Raw genomic sequence first — 15,862 nt, 5'->3', positions numbered from 1 at the left:
TTTCTCAAATGTAGCTAAAATTCGATATGACTAAAAATAAAAAAGCCTCTCCGAAGAAAGGCTTTCCTTATCAATTACATATTTCTTCGGTACTGACCGCCCACTTCAAACAAAGCCGAGGTGATCTGCCCGAGCGAACACACTTTGGTCGCTTCCATCAATTTCTCGAAAATATTTTGGTTGTTGATGGCAGCCTCTTGGATCGCGTTGAGCTGTTCTTCTTCCTTGCCCGCATGGGTTTTGTGGAGTTGGTCGAGCATGTCGATCTGGTATTGCTTTTCTTCTTCGGTCGCGCGGATGACTTCGGCCGGAATCACCGTTGGCGAGCCTTTCGAACTCAAGAAAGTATTGACCCCGATGATCGGGAAATCGCCGTTGTGCTTCAAGGTTTCGTAATACAGACTTTCTTCTTGGATTTTCGAGCGTTGGTACATCGTTTCCATCGCGCCCAAAACCCCGCCACGTTCGGTAATGCGGTCGAATTCCTGCAAAACAGCTTCCTCGACCAAATCGGTCAGTTCTTCGATGATGAACGAACCTTGGATCGGGTTTTCGTTTTTGGCCAAACCGAGCTCTTTGTTGATGATGAGTTGGATTGCCATCGCACGACGCACCGATTCTTCGGTCGGCGTCGTAATCGCTTCGTCGTACGCATTGGTGTGCAACGAATTGCAGTTGTCGTAAATCGCATACAAAGCCTGCAAGGTCGTACGGATGTCGTTGAAATCGATTTCCTGCGCGTGCAGCGAACGCCCCGAGGTTTGGATATGGTATTTGAGCATTTGTGCACGTTCATTTGCACCGTATTTGTTTTTGAGTGCTTTCGCCCAAATCTTTCTGGCCACACGGCCAATCACCGCATATTCCGGATCGATACCGTTCGAGAAGAAGAACGACAGGTTCGGGCCGAAATCGTTGATGTTCATGCCGCGGCTCAAATAGTATTCTACATAAGTGAAACCATTGGCCAGCGTAAATGCCAATTGCGTGATCGGATTCGCCCCTGCTTCGGCGATGTGGTACCCCGAAATCGACACCGAATAGAAGTTGCGCACGTTCTTTTCGATGAAATATTCTTGTACGTCGCCCATCAATCTAAGCGCGAATTCGGTCGAGAAAATACAGGTATTCTGTGCCTGGTCTTCTTTTAAGATATCGGCCTGCACGGTTCCACGGACTTGCGCGAGCGTTTTGACTTTAATATCGGCATACACATCGGCCGGCAATACCATATCGCCCGTCACGCCGAGCAACATGAGACCGAGACCGTTGTTTCCTTCGGGCAATTTGCCTTGGTACTGCGGACGTTTCGTTCCTTTTTTCTTGTAGATTTCATCGATTTTGGCCTGGACCTCATCGACTAAATTATTGGCTTTAATATAGATTTCACATTGTTGGTCGATCGCGGCATTCATAAAGAAACCGAGCAACATCGGCGCCGGACCGTTGATCGTCATCGAAACCGAAGTCAGCGGATGCACGAGATCGAATCCCGAATACAATTTTTTCGCATCGTCGAGACAACAGATCGAAACCCCGGCATTCCCAATCTTTCCGTAAATATCGGGACGTAGGTGCGGATCGTTTCCGTACAAGGTCACCGAGTCAAACGCAGTTGACAAACGTTTGGCTGGCATACCTTGCGAAACGTAGTGGAAACGTTTGTTGGTTCTTTCCGGTCCGCCTTCGCCCGCAAACATACGGCTCGGGTCTTCGCCTTCGCGCTTGAACGGGTACAATCCCGATGCAAACGGGAATTCACCCGGAACGTTTTCCTGCAGGCACCAACGCAAAATATCGCCCCAGGCTTCGTATTTCGGCAAGGCCACTTTTGGAATCTGCGAATGCGACAGCGATTCGGTATGCGTAGCGATCTTGATTTCCTTGTCGCGGACTTTAAAACTGTAGATCGGATTTTTGTATTTGTTGACTTTGTCGTCCCAGGTTTGGATGATTTCCCAGTTGTACGGATCGAGATCCATTTTGACGCGGTCGAATTCTTTGACCAACAAATTGAGGAATTGTGCCGTCGTTTCATCTTTCGATTGCAAAATGGCATCGTCAATTCCAGATTTTGAAATCGTTGGAAGTTTGCCCGAAACGCTTTCAATCGTTTTGAAAATACCGTATAATTTCTGCGCGACTTTCTGTTGGGCCGCAGCGGTTTCGTCGTATTTGCGGTTGTTCTCCGAAATCTCCGAAAGGTAACGCGTTCTGTGTGGTGGAATCACGAAAATCTTCTCGCTCATTTCGCGTGTGATGTGGAAATCTGATTGCAAATCCGAATCGGTTTTTTCATGGATTTTGTCCATGACCGATTTGTAGAGCGTGTTCATTCCAGGGTCGTTGAACTGCGAGGCAATCGTGCCGAAAACGGGTAAAGTTTCCGGATCGGCGTCCCACAATTGGTGGTTTCTTTGGTATTGTTTCTTGACATCGCGCAACGCATCGAGCGAGCCGCGTTTGTCGAATTTATTGATGGCCACAAGATCGGCGAAGTCGAGCATGTCGATTTTTTCAAGTTGGGTTGCCGCACCGAATTCCGGCGTCATCACATACAACGACACATCGGAATGGTCCATGATTTCGGTATCCGATTGCCCGATCCCCGACGTTTCGAGGATAATCAAATCGTATTTGGCCGCTTTCAAAACTTCAATCGCTTCGGCTACATATTTCGACAGCGCCAAGTTCGATTGACGCGTCGCGAGTGAACGCATGTAAACACGTGGATTGTTGATCGCATTCATACGGATTCGATCGCCCAAAAGCGCGCCGCCCGTTTTTCTTTTCGATGGATCGACCGAAATCAATCCGATGGTTTTCTCCGGGAAATCGATCAGGAAACGACGCACGAGTTCATCGACCAAAGACGATTTTCCAGCCCCGCCAGTTCCCGTAATCCCGAGCACCGGGGTTTTGGAACCTTTGTTTTTTTCGTGGATCGAAGCCATGGCAGTTTTCGCTACTTCGGGGAAATTCTCCGCCGAAGAAATCACACGCGCAATCGCCGTTGGATTTTTGTCTTCGAGGTGGTTGACTTCGCCGTTGAGTTTGTCGCCGACCGGAAAATCGGAGCGCTTGACCAAATCGTTGATCATCCCCTGGAGTCCAAGTTCACGGCCGTCATCGGGCGAATAGATGCGTTCGATGCCGTATTCGTGCAGTTCGGAAATTTCGCTCGGCAAAATCACGCCGCCGCCGCCGCCGAAAATCTTGATGTGTCCGGCGCCTTTCTCTTTCAAAAGGTCGTACATGTATTTGAAATACTCGTTGTGCCCGCCTTGGTAAGACGTCATCGCAATCGCGTTGGCATCTTCCTGGATCGCCGTGTTGACGACTTCCTCTACGCTGCGGTCGTGCCCGAGGTGGATGACTTCGACACCGGTCGACTGGATGATGCGGCGCATGATGTTGATCGCGGCGTCGTGGCCGTCGAACAAGGAGGCTGCGGTTACGATTCTTACTTTATTGACAGGAGAATAAGGCTGTACTTGTTCCATTTTGAAATTTGTGCTAAAATATGGGCCGCAATTTACGAAATTCTGAAAACGTTGTAGTTGGTTTTTGGGGAAAGTTTTGAGTTGATTTTTTGAGTTGATTTGTTATTTGCTTCGCCAAGCCAACACAACTGCTCCTAGCCCCGATTGCAGCAAGTATCCTCGCAGAGATACTGCGGAAAGCGGGAACAAGCTCCTAAAAAAAAACGCCCACCATAGTGAGCGTCTCTATTTAATTGTTAACCCGTGGATCGGAAAAAGCATTAACTTCATCCATCGTCAAGCCCAGTGCATTCGCAACACCGGTACCGTAGGCCGGATCGGCCTTGAAGCAATTGCGGATGTGGCGGATCTGGATGAATTTTTGTGCGCCACCGACTTGGGCCGCGGTATTCTTGAACAACAACTGTTTCTTCTCATCGGTCATGAGGCGGAATAAATTGCCCGGTTGCGAAAAATAATCCTCATCGACGCGGTGGTCCCAGGCATAGGCGTCGCCGTGCAAGGCCAATGGCGGCTCCTTGTGTTTGGGCTGTTCCTGCCATTCACCGAAACTGTTGGGTTCGTAACTTTTGGCGCTTCCGTAATTGCCATCGACACGCATCGCCCCATCGCGGTGGAACGCATGGAACGGACATTTGGACGCGTTGACAGGAATCTGGTAATTGTTGACGCCAAGCCTATAACGCTGCGCATCGCCGTACGAAAACAATCGCGCCTGCAGCATTTTGTCGGGCGAATAACCGATGCCGGGAACAATATTGGCCGGATTGAACGCCGCCTGTTCGACCTCGGCGAAATAATTGTCGGGGTTGCGGTTGAGTTCGAATTCGCCGACCGGAATCAATGGATAATCGCCATGCGGCCATACTTTCGTCAAATCGAATGGGTTGATTGAATAGTGGTTCGCTTCGGCTTCGGTCATGACCTGGATGAACATTTTCCATTTCGGGAAATCGCCGCGTTCGATCGCGTCGAACAAATCGCGTTGGTGGCTTTCGCGGTCACCGCCGACGAGTTGGGCTGCTTCCTCATCGGATAAATTCTCGATGCCCTGTTGCGTGCGGAAATGAAATTTGACCCAATGCCGCTCGTTGTCGAAATTGATAAAGCTGAACGTATGGCTGCCGAAACCGTGCATGTGACGGTAGGATTTCGGGATGCCGCGGTCACTCATGACAATCGTGACCTGGTGCAAGGCTTCGGGCAATAGTGTCCAGAAATCCCAGTTGTTGTCGGCGCTTCGGAGGTTCGTTTTGGGATCGCGTTTGACGGCGTGATTGAGATCGGGAAATTTCATCGGGTCGCGAAAAAAGAATACCGGCGTGTTGTTGCCCACCAAATCCCAATTGCCTTCCTGGGTGTAGAATTTGATCGCAAAACCACGGATGTCGCGTTCGGCATCGGCGGCACCGCGTTCTCCGGCCACGGTCGAAAACCGCAAAAACAGATCGGTCTTTTTGCCGATGTTGGAAAACAGGTTGGCTTTGGTGTACTTGGTGATGTCGTGCGTGACGGTAAAGGTCCCGTAAGCAGCCGATCCTTTGGCGTGCATGCGTCGTTCGGGGATGACTTCGCGGTCGAAGTGTGCCATTTTTTCAAGGAACCAGAAGTCTTGGAGTAAAACGGGGCCACGTAGTCCGGCAGTCATGATGTTCTGGTTGTCGGGCACTGGGGTTCCGGTAGCCGTCGTTAGTTTTTTGTCGTTGTTGCTCATGATTTAATAATTTTCAGGTTGGTTTCCCAAATTTAAAAAATCATATTGTATAATCAAAATCGATTATTTTAATTTTTTGATAGTTTTACATTATTTTAAAACGGTTTGATATTTGCTAACTTTGGGCAAAATTGAAAAAAAATGAAGAAAATTTTCTGCCTTTGCCTACTCGTTCCATTCATCGGAAATGCCCAATTAAAAGACTTAATCAACCAAGTGGCCGGACAAACGACCGGTTCGACTTTAAACACCAACGGACTCGACATCAGTGCCGGGCTCAAGGAAGCGCTCAACAACGGCATCACCAAACAGGTTTCCAAATTGACTGCCGTGGACGGTTTCTACAAAAACGAAATGGTCAAGATCCTGATGCCTGCCGAACTCCAAAAAGTAGACAAAGCCTTACGCAGCATGGGGATGTCGAAACTCGCCGATGATGGCGTCAAAGCCTTGAACCGCGCCGCCGAAGATGCAGTCAAGGAAGCCACGCCGATTTTTGTCGATGCGATCAAAAACATGAGCATCGGCGACGCCAAGAACATTTTGATGGGCAGCAACAATGCAGCGACTTCTTATTTGCAACAATCGACATCGTCGGCATTGTATGCGAAGTTCAGCCCGGTCGTGCAGCAATCGATTGGCAAGGTCGGTGCCGATCAGATCTGGGCGACCATTATTTCGCAATACAACAAATTGCCGCTTGTAAACGATGTGAATCCAGACATCACCGATTATGTGACCAATAAAGCGATGGAAGGTGTGTTTAAAATGATTGCCGTCGAAGAAGGAAACATTCGCACCAAACTGGGCTCGAGAAGTTCGGATTTGCTCAAACAGGTGTTTGCGTTGCAGGATAAGAAGAAGAAAAAGAAATGATATAGAGGAGAAAGCCAGTTGCGCTTCGGGCAACTTCTTTAAAAATTACTTTTGACAATTATAGTTTTTCTGTAAGGGTTGTGCTTTAAAAAAAAGTATTTTCGCTTTAGGGAAGGGGGCTATGAAGGTATACCCAACAAATTAAAAAAACATATTCAAAACAGAAAATCTGTACTTTTTGTTAAATATTACATTTGCCGACCGACCACTGTATAGTACTAAAAAATTGCCACCAAATACTTCCATAACCAGCCTTTGGACCATGAAAAAAATACTCCTCCTCCCTGCCCTTTTCCTGACCTGGAGCTGTGCCGAATTGCAACAGGTCGCCAATCAATACCCCGAACTCGGCCAAATCGGATCGACGGTTTCCAACACCGATATTGCTGCCGGTCTCAAAGAGGCACTCAACAACGGCATCACCAAACAAGTTTCGAAATTGACAATGACTGATGGATTTTTTAAAAATGAAGCCGTCAAGATTTTGCTTCCCGACGAACTCAAGAAAGTCGACAAGACCTTGCGCGACATCGGGATGTCGAACTTGGCCGACGAAGGCTTGAAAGTACTCAACCGCGCCGCCGAAAATGCCGTCAAGGAAGCCACGCCGATTTTTGTCTCGGCGGTCAAAAACATGACCTTTACCGATGCGCGCAATATTTTGTTGGGCAACGATTCCTCGGCGACGACCTATCTGCAAAATTCGACTTCGACGCAATTGTACGCCAAATTCAACCCGGTCGTCAAAAGTTCGCTCGGGAAAGTGGGCGCCGATAAAGTATGGAACCAGATCATCAGCAAATACAACTCGATTCCGCTCGTGAATAAAGTCAATCCCGACCTCAATGATTATGTCACCAACCAAGCCATGAAAGGCGTTTTCAAGATGGTCGCCGTCGAAGAAAAAGACATCCGAAACAACCTCAGCGCACGCAGTTCGGAACTGTTGAAAAAAGTGTTTGCGTTACAGGACAATCCGCGTTAAAACCAAGACTTAAAATTTTGCTAATCAATAACATATATATAACTAAACCTTAACACATTCGCGAAGATAATTGTCGGACATTTGTACCATATAATAAAGGGTTTTTATTATTTGGTTTAGAGTTAGTTAAAAAGATGCCGGCAGTTCTAGGATTGCCGGTTTTTTTTTCTTTTTCAGCCGAGCCTTTCGTGCAGTTTCTTGAAATAAGCAAACGCTTTGACCAGTCGGCTGCCGTACCACGAAAACATTTCCCCATCGATAAAAACCGTCTTGGCGTGGTGCGTAAACCGACCGATTTCAAAGGCATGTTCTTCCTTGAACGGATAAGGTTCCGACGAAAGAAACACCAAATCGGGGTCGCCTTCCAACCGTATTTTCTTGGGTTCGATTTCAGGATAACGGCCTTTGTCTTCATAAATATTTTTGAAGTGGTTGAGCCGAAGCATTTCGTTGATGAAATTGTCCGAACCCGCCACCATCCATGGGTCGCGCCAAATGAAATAAGCGGCTTTCTTTACCGGTTTGTCTTTGATGAAATTTTGGAAATCCTGGTAGGCGAAATGGGTTTTGTCAATCCATTTTTGCGCCTCGGTCCTTCTGTTGAACAATTTTCCGAAATCGGCGATCATTTGCAGGTTGTCTTCAATCGTGATGATGTTGGTCACCCAAACCGGGGCGATTGCCTTCAATTCCTCGACAATCTCCAATGTATTCTCCTCTTTGTTCGCGATGATGATGTCGGGCCGAAGCGCGCGGATTTTTTCGGCTTTGACTTTCTTGGTTCCGCCAACAATCGTTTTGATCGACTTCAAATGAAACGGATGCACACAGAATTTGGTAATCCCGACAAGGTTTTCTTCCAAACCCAAATCACACAGCAATTCGGTTTGCGACGGAACGAGCGATACAATCCGCTTCGGAACCGATTCAAAATCAAACACATTGCCCAACTGATCCTCGAGTTTCACGTGCATAAAATGTAACTTAACTGTTAAAATCCTGTAAATGCGAAAGTAAGTAATTGATTTAACTTTAAATAAAAATTAATTCCGCAAAAAATGAAGCGACTGCATTTCCTTTTTTTACTGCTGTGCACTTGTATCCTTTCTGCCCAAAACCATAAGCCTTTGCGTGCCGGATTTGACAAGGATGAATACCGTCAGTTGCTGCGCGCGTTCTCCTGCTGGGGCGACAGCACCATTTACAAAGGCATACCAGAAAGTACGGCTTATCGTACCATTTATCGCTCTAAGGTCATCGGCATGGAGAACCAATGGGAATTGTATGAAAACCATACGCACTCGGTCATTTGCCTGCGCGGAACGGCCAGCAACAAAATCAGTTGGATGGCCAACTTTTATGCGGCGATGGTTCCGGCGGTGGGGCAATTCCAGCTCAACGATACGCTGAAGTTCGATTACCATTACGCCGATAACCCGAAGGCGGCAGTGCACATCGGCTGGGCGCTTTCGAGTGCTTACCTGCTTACCGATATCCTGCCCAAAGTCAAGGAGCAATATGCCAAAGGATTCAAGGCGTTCATGATTTTTGGCCACAGCCAGGGCGGCGCGTTGGCCTATTTCATCACAGCCCAATTGCGCCATTACCAGAAAACTGGTTTACTCCCGAAAGACATCGCGTTCAAGACCTATTGCAGTGCGGCGCCCAAACCCGGCAACCTGTATTTCGCCTACGATTATGAAGCGGCTACGCAGATGGGCTGGTCGTTTAACGTGATTAATGCCGCCGATTGGGTGCCCGAAGTTCCTGTAAGCATCCAGAATGTAGGAGATTTCAATACGCTCAATCCGTTTACCGACGCCAAAAAGAAGATCAAGACTTTGCCTTTTCCGCAAGACAAATTGCTCAGTTTTATCCATTCGCAACTGACCAAGCACAACAAAAAAGCGCTCAAGAAGTACCAATTGTATTTGGGAAAAATCGCCTCGAAGATGGTCGAGAAAAATGTACCGGGTTACAAGGCGCCCAAAGAATTCTATCCTTCAAACAATTACATGCGCTGTGGCAATTCGATCATCTTAAATCCAGACGCCGCCTATTACCAGAAGTTCCCCGATCAAAAAGACAAGATTTTCCAGCACCACAGCCTGTTGGCCTATCTGTACCTGCTCGACAAATTACCGCCAGAGTAAAACCTGCATTTCCTTTTGGATTTTGAGTGCTTCTTCCCTGGCCTTTTCAGCAAAATCGGTTTTGCCCGAGGCATAGATGATCCCACGCGACGAATTGATCAGCAAACCTACATTTTTGTTCATACCATACTTGCAAACTTCGCTTAGGCTGCCACCTTGCGCGCCCACGCCCGGAACCAAAAAGAAACTGTCGGGCAACAACGCGCGGATTTCGGTCAAATATTCGGCTTTGGTCGCGCCTACAACATACATCAAATTATGCGCATTCTTCCAAGTCTTGGAAGTTTCGATCACGCGTTTGTACAATTCTTTCCCGTTCGTATCCAAGGTCTGGAAATCGAAAGCGCCTTCGTTCGAAAGTCAGTGCCAACATGATCGTATGCTTGTCCTCAAAGGCCAAAAAAGGCTCCACTGAATCCTTGCCCATATAAGGCGCCACGGTCACCGAATCGAATTGCATGTCCTCGAAAAAAGCCTTCGCATACATCGAGGAAGTGTTCCCGATGTCACCGCGTTTGGCATCGGCTATCGTAAAAATTTCAGGGTAATTTTCATTGATGTATTCGATGGTTTTCTGCAGCGATTTCCAGCCCATGATGCCGTTCGCTTCATAAAAAGCCGTATTCGGTTTGTAGGCCACGGCCAAATCGTGTGTCGCATCGATGATCGCCTTGTTGAATTCGAAAATCGGGAATTCGGCATTCGACAAATGCGCCGGAATCTTGTTCAAATCGACATCAAGGCCGATACAGAGAAATGATTTTTTTTGTTGGATTTGGGTAATGAGTTGTTGTGTAGTCATGGTGCAAAGGTAATTTTTTGGGAGCTTTTTCCCGCTATCCGCTGCAATCTTTTTTGTTAACTGCGCTACGCTTCGTTAACAAAAAAGGATTTTCGCTGCTATCGGGGCTATGCTGCCGCAGGCTTATTTTTGCCTCGCCGTCCCGAAGCGTCGGGATTGCAAAAGGGCGTAGCGCGCAATCGTTCGGCGACATACTCGTTTTCAAGCCCTAAATTGAAAGAACTCGCTACGCTCAGACAGCTTTCAATTTTACGGGTTCTTCAAGCGGTAGGTGCCCGCCTGCCACGATTGAATCGCGCTGACCTCACGTAGAACGTTTTTGGTAATTGAAAAATTATTTTTCGCTTTGCGGGTGAAGTCGTCCAATTCCCAAAAGACGTTCTTAGGAGGATTTTCGGCGCTTCGTTAGAAAGCCGAAAATAAAACAAACATTTCCGCTTAGTTGCGGCATTCGCCAGATGAGCGTTAAAAAAATCAAATGCGTGCGCGTTAAAAGCCAGACGCTGTCTGAGCCGTAGGCGAGTTTGTCTGGCTTAGCAAGCGCATTTGATTTTTAGCGAAGATGGTGTGCCGCTCCGCCTTTTTGCTTCTTTTAGCTCACCAAAATAATATTGGTTTTTGTGTTCGCTGAATCTTCGATTTGTTGCGAGACAAAAGTAGATAGCCCCGATAGCAGCGGAAATCCTTTTGCGGCCGCAGCGCAGCGGAGGCCGTAAAAGATTGCAGCGAATAGCGGGAACTAGCTCCCAAAAAAAAGCCGCACTTAAAAGCACGGCTTCCCTATTCTTAAAAATGAAATTTAAAAAACCTCACTGGCTTCCTTGAGTTTCTCGGTGTTGTTCACCAGTTGCAACTCATCGATGAGTTTCTGCACACCGCCGTTCATTACCCCGTCCAAGTCATACAAGGTCAAACCGATGCGGTGATCGGTGACGCGGCCCTGCGGATAATTGTAGGTGCGGATCTTGGCCGAACGGTCGCCCGAAGAAACCTGGGACGAACGTTTCTTGGCATCTTCTTCCTGCTTCTTGGCGAGTTCCTGTTCGTACAAACGCGAACGCAAAACGGTAAATGCCTTATCTTTGTTCTTGTGCTGTGATTTCTCGTCCTGGCATTGCGCGACCAACCCAGTCGGGATGTGCGTCAGACGTACCGCCGATTTGGTCGTGTTGACCGACTGACCACCGGGACCTGACGAACAGAAAAAGTCGATACGCACATCGTTCATGTCGATCTGCACGTCGAATTCCTCGGCTTCGGGCAAAACCATTACCGTCGCTGCGGAAGTATGGATACGGCCTTGGGTTTCGGTTTGCGGCACGCGTTGCACGCGGTGAACGCCGGCTTCAAATTTGAGCGTTCCGTAAACGTCCTCGCCCGTCACCTCGAAAATGATTTCCTTGAAACCACCCGATGTGCCTTCGCTCATATCGACCACCGAAGTTCTCCAGCCTTTGCCTTCGCAATATTTGGTATACATGCGGAAAAGGTCGCCCGCAAAAATCGAGGCTTCGTCCCCACCGGTTCCGGCACGCACTTCGACCATGACATTCTTGGCGTCTTCCGGGTCTTTCGGGATCAGCATGAATTTGATTTCTTCTTCGAGGATTGGCAGTCGTTCTTTGGCTTCGTCGAGTTGCATCTTGGCCATTTCGACCATTTCGGCATCGCTGCCATCGGATATGATTTCGTTGGCCTCAGCAATATTGCCCATCACATTGACGTATTCGTCGCGCTTTTCGGCCAACGCCTTGAGGTCCTTGTATTCTTTGTTCAATTGTACGTAGCGCTTTTGATCGGCGATGACATCGGGCTGGATGATCAGGTCCGAGATTTCGTCGAAGCGCTGTTTTACGATTTGAAGTCTGTCTAACATTTTGTATCTCCTTTATTTTGGAGGCGCAAATTTACGAAAAATAGTTGAATGAAAAAGCCCACACCAAAGCAGTATTTTTGTTAATTTTGAATGACTTAAAACCGCGCACAATTGGATCCGATTACCATCAGAATGGCCGTGGCCGAGGACTTTCAAACCGTCTACCGTTTCATCAATCTATTGGAAGACGACACTTTTAATGAAACCACGCAGCATTTGCTTTTCGCCGAAAACCTCGCCAACCCGAATGTGGTTTACCTGATCGCTTTCGCAGATGAAAAACCAGTCGGCTTGTTGAGCTGCCACATCCAAAACCTGTTGCATCACGCGGGGAAAGTGGGCGAAATCCAGGAAATGTATGTCGAGGAAAGCGCCAGAAGTTTGGGGGTCGGCAAAAAACTGATCGATGCCTTGAAAGCCATCGCCCAGCAGCGCAATCTCGTCCAACTCGAAGTGACCTCAAGTTTCAAAAGGGCCGATGCGCACCGTTTTTATGAACGCGAAAATTTTATCTTTACGCACAAAAAGTTTACCCTTCCGCTAAAATAAATCGATTTGGATTACCAGGTTTACCAGCCACAGCAAAAGCTCGAACGCTACGTCAAGTATTATTGGACGCTGCACAACGACGATGATCTCGTGCCGCATTCGCGCGAACGCGTATTTCCCGACGGCTGCATCGAACTCATTTTCAATTACGCCGATCCCATGCGCATTTTTGAGAACGACCAAGCCGTCATCCAGCCGCGCAACATCGTGCACGGCCAGCTCAAAAGATTCATCGAACTCGAATCGACGGGAAGGATCGGACTTTTCTGCGCGCGTTTCCAGGCAGCCGGATTCCAACCCTTTATCGATTTTGACGTAAGCGATTTGACGGATCGTTCGATGACGATTGCCGAAATTTGGGGCAAAGAAGGAACAACGCTCGAAAGCGAAATGCAATCGGCCAGCAATACCGACCAGCGCATGGTCCTCGTTGAAGCATTTCTAATCAACCGGTTGGCGAAATCCAAAAAAATAAATACCGAAATCAGCCTTTGCGTAGACGACATCATCGCTTCCGATGGCTTGATGACCATAGATGAACTTTCTCAAAAATACCACATCGGCAAACGGCATCTCGAGCGAAAATTCCTGTCGAGCGTGGGCCTGAGCCAGAAATTATTCGCGCGCATCGTGCGTTTCAACCATGCGCTGCAGATGATCGCCAACAAGGATTTCAGTACGTTTACGCATGTGGCGCACGAGGGCGGTTTTTACGACCAGGCGCATTTCATCCGCGACTTCAAAGACTTTACGGGATTGAATCCGAAGCAATATTTTTCGGAAAACCTCGAAATGGTCAAATTCTTTAATCTAGAATAAAAGTCGTTTTTTTACAATTCCATTCCGATAAAACCAATCATCTTTGCTCCAACTAAAAACAAGACTCATGAAAAAAAATACTTTATTACTGGCTTTAGCGGTGGGCACATTCATTATTTCGTGTGACAAAAAAGCCGAGAAACAACCCGCGCAAATCACCAAAGCCGACTGGCTGCTTGGCGACTGGGAAAACAAAACCCCACAAGGCGACCTCAGCGAAAGCTGGCAAAAAGCCAACGACAGCACATACAACGGCGCGAGTTATTTCATCAAGGGCAAGGACACTTTGTTTGCCGAATCGGTGGTGCTTTCCGAGAAAAACGGCGAGGTTTTGTATACCGTCACAGCCAAAGGCCAGAACAACGATTTGCCGGTGGCATTCAAAATGACGACCGCCACGGCCAAGCAAATCATTTTCGAAAACCCCGCACACGATTTCCCTACCAAGATCCAATACCAATTGGTCAACAAGGACAGCATCGTAGCGCAAATTTCGGGTAAGCAGGAAGGCAAACCGGCTTCGGAAACTTTTGCTTTCGGACGAAAAAAATAAATTAACCGACAAGAAAATTTTAACCGCCAAGCAACAAAGACCTACGCAAAGCCCACAAAGCTTAATCTAACTTTGCGACACGAGACCGCAGGTCGAACTGACGAAGTAGAACTTAGCGTACTTTGCGGTGAAAAAAACAATAAATCAACAAATAAACTAAAAACAAAATGGCTCAGATTAATCCTTACCTCACCTTCAACGGAACCTGCGAGCAGGCGTTCCAATTTTACAAATCGGTTTTCGGGGGCGAATTCGCCTTCATCGGAAAGTTCAAGGACATGCCGTCCGAACAACCGTTGCCTGATCATGTAGGCAACCTGATCATGCACGTCTCGTTGCCGATCAGCAGCGAAACCGTACTGATGGGCAGCGATGCCAACGAACATTTCGGGCAAACCGCTTCGGCCGGAACCAACTTCGCCGTATCGATCAACACCGAAAGCGAAGCCGAAGCCAAGCGTCTTTTCGACGGATTGTCGGCTGGCGGAACGGTCACAATGCCGCTCGACAAGACTTTCTGGGGCGCTTATTTCGGAATGTTCACCGACCAATTTGGCATCCACTGGATGGTCAACTACGATTACGAACAGCAATAATCGTTAGCCACAATGAAATTCGAAACGCACTGTAACCGGTGCGTTTTTTTTATGTCTAAAAGTTAAAGTTTTCTTAGCTTATTCATAATAAATCTAAATAATCATTGGGTTGCCTATATTTGTGTTTCCATAAAACAAACCCATGAAGCAGCAAAAAATACGCGACCTGCACCGCGACCTCGGATATTTTTACGTCGGATTGATTATTTCATTCGCCTTTTCGGGCATCTTGATGAACCACCGCGAAAGCTGGCATCCCGACAAATACACCGTCGAAACCAAAGCGATCAACGTAGGTCCGCTCGACGAAGCCAAACTGTCTCCCAAATTCGCCGAAGATTTAGGAAAACAACTCGGCATCGAAGACAAAATGCGCCGCAGCAGTGTCAAGGAAGGCAAATTCAAAATCTCGTTCGAGAACAACGACGTCGAGATCGACAACGCCACAGGAAAGGGCGAAATCGTCTCGTTCAAGAAAACGCCGCTGATCAGCCACACGATGAAACTGCACAAAAACACCTCGAACTGGTGGATTTACTATTCGGATATTTTCGGTTTGTCGCTCATCACCATTGCGCTCACGGGAATTTTCATGATCAAATACGGCAAGAATACGTTCAAGGCGCGCGGCTGGAAATTGGCCGTCGCCGGGATTGTGTTTCCGCTGATTTTCTTGTTTTTGCTGGCGTAAATTAGGAGCTGTTTCCGGCTTTCCGTTGCAATCTTTCACGGTCTGCGCTGCGCTGCGACCGCAAAAGGATTTCCACTTCAATCCGGGCTAGGGCTTTTGGGTTCCATCTGCATTTATTTTTGATTTTACGATTTTCTCACAATATCAAAAACCGGTTTTTCGTTAGAAAATGTAAACCTCTTGGTTTCATCAACTAACCTTAAAACCAAACGTCATGGCCGAGTTAAACCAAGCTCCAGCCGGAGCCGCAAAACCCAAAAAAATTAGACGCCGGAAACTCAATTCAAGAGTCGATTTGACCGCGATGGTCGATCTGGCCTTCCTGCTCATCACGTTCTTTATGCTGACCACTTCGCTGAGCAAGCCCAAATCGATGAACCTCTCGATGCCCGATCCCAACGGAGAGCCAGGCAATGTAGACGAACACCGTACGATGACCATCCTGATCGGCGACCACAACACCGCCTATTGCTACATGGGTTTCCCATCGGAGAAAAACGAGAAAAAAGTCGTACTGGGCACCAATGCCCTGCGACAGGAATTGGCCCGACGCAACAAGGAAGCGCTCGCCTATTCCGAAGCCAAAGGCAAGAAAGGCCAAGGACTGATCGTCATTATCAAACCGGGCAAGAAATCGAGTTATGGCAACCTGGTCGATGTTTTGGATGAAATGGCGATTTCGAATATCGGGACTTACGCGATTTCAGAAATCGACAAAAAGGAAATTGACCTTTTGGAAAAATAA

13 protein-coding genes and 1 pseudogene are annotated in these 15,862 nt (G+C 47.7%); 9 read left to right on the top strand and 5 right to left on the bottom strand.

Annotated elements, in window-relative coordinates; genetic code table 11:
* Positions 1-74: 74 nt before the first annotated feature.
* Positions 75-3,503, bottom strand: a complete 3,429-nt coding sequence (locus QM717_RS05455; RefSeq protein ID WP_415035605.1) for a methylmalonyl-CoA mutase family protein — start codon at positions 3,501-3,503, stop codon at positions 75-77.
* A 229-nt stretch (positions 3,504-3,732) separates the two neighbouring features.
* Positions 3,733-5,217 (bottom strand): catalase, encoded by a 1,485-nt coding sequence (locus QM717_RS05450; RefSeq protein WP_415035603.1) that lies wholly within the window; start codon positions 5,215-5,217, stop codon positions 3,733-3,735.
* A gap of 141 nt (positions 5,218-5,358) precedes the next feature.
* On the opposite strand from QM717_RS05450, the gene QM717_RS05445 reads away from it, so the two are divergent.
* Positions 5,359-6,093 carry a DUF4197 domain-containing protein gene (locus QM717_RS05445; protein ID WP_415035601.1) on the top strand — a complete coding sequence of 245 codons (735 nt, stop codon included), beginning with the start codon at positions 5,359-5,361 and terminating at the stop codon, positions 6,091-6,093.
* A 262-nt stretch (positions 6,094-6,355) separates the two neighbouring features.
* A complete protein-coding gene (locus tag QM717_RS05440) occupies positions 6,356-7,078 on the top strand; it encodes a DUF4197 domain-containing protein (protein WP_415035599.1) in 723 nt (240 codons plus the stop codon).
* A gap of 173 nt (positions 7,079-7,251) precedes the next feature.
* Here QM717_RS05440 and QM717_RS05435 read toward each other — a convergent pair whose 3' ends face one another.
* Entirely contained in the window at positions 7,252-8,052 is an 801-nt protein-coding gene (locus QM717_RS05435; protein ID WP_415035597.1) for an ABC transporter substrate-binding protein, read from the bottom strand.
* 84 nt (positions 8,053-8,136) lie between these two features.
* On the opposite strand from QM717_RS05435, the gene QM717_RS05430 reads away from it, so the two are divergent.
* A complete protein-coding gene (locus QM717_RS05430; RefSeq protein ID WP_415035595.1) occupies positions 8,137-9,231 on the top strand; it encodes a lipase family protein in 1,095 nt (364 codons plus the stop codon).
* On the opposite strand, the pseudogene pyrF reads toward QM717_RS05430, so the two are convergent.
* Positions 9,217-10,033: pseudogene (gene pyrF / locus QM717_RS05425) on the bottom strand (orotidine-5'-phosphate decarboxylase). The gene QM717_RS05430 and the pseudogene pyrF overlap by 15 nt on opposite strands.
* 799 nt (positions 10,034-10,832) lie before the next feature.
* Positions 10,833-11,909 carry a peptide chain release factor 1 gene (prfA, locus tag QM717_RS05420; protein WP_415035593.1) on the bottom strand — a complete coding sequence of 359 codons (1,077 nt, stop codon included), beginning with the start codon at positions 11,907-11,909 and terminating at the stop codon, positions 10,833-10,835.
* 111 nt (positions 11,910-12,020) lie between these two features.
* Here prfA and QM717_RS05415 point away from each other — a divergent pair, with 111 nt between their 5' ends.
* The 6 genes from QM717_RS05415 to QM717_RS05390 all read left to right on the top strand — a co-directional run bounded on the left by QM717_RS05415 (position 12,021) and on the right by QM717_RS05390 (position 15,862).
* Complete coding sequence (locus QM717_RS05415) at positions 12,021-12,458, top strand: GNAT family N-acetyltransferase (RefSeq protein WP_415035591.1); 438 nt, start codon at positions 12,021-12,023, stop codon at positions 12,456-12,458.
* 6 nt (positions 12,459-12,464) lie between these two features.
* Positions 12,465-13,277: a DUF6597 domain-containing transcriptional factor gene (locus tag QM717_RS05410; protein ID WP_415035589.1), complete on the top strand. Its 813-nt coding sequence runs from the start codon at positions 12,465-12,467 to the stop codon at positions 13,275-13,277.
* Between the two features lie 67 nt (positions 13,278-13,344).
* Positions 13,345-13,830, top strand: a complete 486-nt coding sequence (locus QM717_RS05405) for a DUF6265 family protein (protein WP_415035587.1) — start codon at positions 13,345-13,347, stop codon at positions 13,828-13,830.
* 167 nt (positions 13,831-13,997) lie between these two features.
* On the top strand, positions 13,998-14,426 hold the full coding sequence (locus tag QM717_RS05400; protein ID WP_415035585.1) for a VOC family protein: 429 nt from the start codon (positions 13,998-14,000) through the stop codon (positions 14,424-14,426).
* A gap of 142 nt (positions 14,427-14,568) precedes the next feature.
* Positions 14,569-15,117: a PepSY-associated TM helix domain-containing protein gene (locus QM717_RS05395; RefSeq protein WP_415035583.1), complete on the top strand. Its 549-nt coding sequence runs from the start codon at positions 14,569-14,571 to the stop codon at positions 15,115-15,117.
* A 214-nt stretch (positions 15,118-15,331) separates the two neighbouring features.
* Positions 15,332-15,862, top strand: coding sequence for an ExbD/TolR family protein (locus QM717_RS05390; protein ID WP_415035581.1), 531 nt, complete (start codon positions 15,332-15,334; stop codon positions 15,860-15,862).

The sequence above is a fragment of the Flavobacterium sp. genome, assembly GCF_047602195.1.
GTDB lineage: Bacteria > Bacteroidota > Bacteroidia > Flavobacteriales > Flavobacteriaceae > Flavobacterium.
The sequence above is the reverse complement of the archived record's forward strand: the minus strand, read 5'-3'. Positions and strand labels throughout refer to the sequence as shown.

What these genes read in the sequence shown, in the direction of transcription:
- prfA (WP_415035593.1), bottom strand. Translation starts at nt 11,909, where the DNA reads ATGTTAGACAGACTTCAAATCGTAAAACAGCGCTTCGACGAAATCTCG.
- QM717_RS05400 (WP_415035585.1), top strand. Translation starts at nt 13,998, where the DNA reads ATGGCTCAGATTAATCCTTACCTCACCTTCAACGGAACCTGCGAGCAG.
- QM717_RS05455 (WP_415035605.1), bottom strand. Translation starts at nt 3,503, where the DNA reads ATGGAACAAGTACAGCCTTATTCTCCTGTCAATAAAGTAAGAATCGTA.
- QM717_RS05450 (WP_415035603.1), bottom strand. Translation starts at nt 5,217, where the DNA reads ATGAGCAACAACGACAAAAAACTAACGACGGCTACCGGAACCCCAGTG.
- QM717_RS05435 (WP_415035597.1), bottom strand. Translation starts at nt 8,052, where the DNA reads ATGCACGTGAAACTCGAGGATCAGTTGGGCAATGTGTTTGATTTTGAA.
- QM717_RS05440 (WP_415035599.1), top strand. Translation starts at nt 6,356, where the DNA reads ATGAAAAAAATACTCCTCCTCCCTGCCCTTTTCCTGACCTGGAGCTGT.
- QM717_RS05390 (WP_415035581.1), top strand. Translation starts at nt 15,332, where the DNA reads ATGGCCGAGTTAAACCAAGCTCCAGCCGGAGCCGCAAAACCCAAAAAA.
- QM717_RS05405 (WP_415035587.1), top strand. Translation starts at nt 13,345, where the DNA reads ATGAAAAAAAATACTTTATTACTGGCTTTAGCGGTGGGCACATTCATT.
- QM717_RS05395 (WP_415035583.1), top strand. Translation starts at nt 14,569, where the DNA reads ATGAAGCAGCAAAAAATACGCGACCTGCACCGCGACCTCGGATATTTT.
- QM717_RS05430 (WP_415035595.1), top strand. Translation starts at nt 8,137, where the DNA reads ATGAAGCGACTGCATTTCCTTTTTTTACTGCTGTGCACTTGTATCCTT.
- QM717_RS05445 (WP_415035601.1), top strand. Translation starts at nt 5,359, where the DNA reads ATGAAGAAAATTTTCTGCCTTTGCCTACTCGTTCCATTCATCGGAAAT.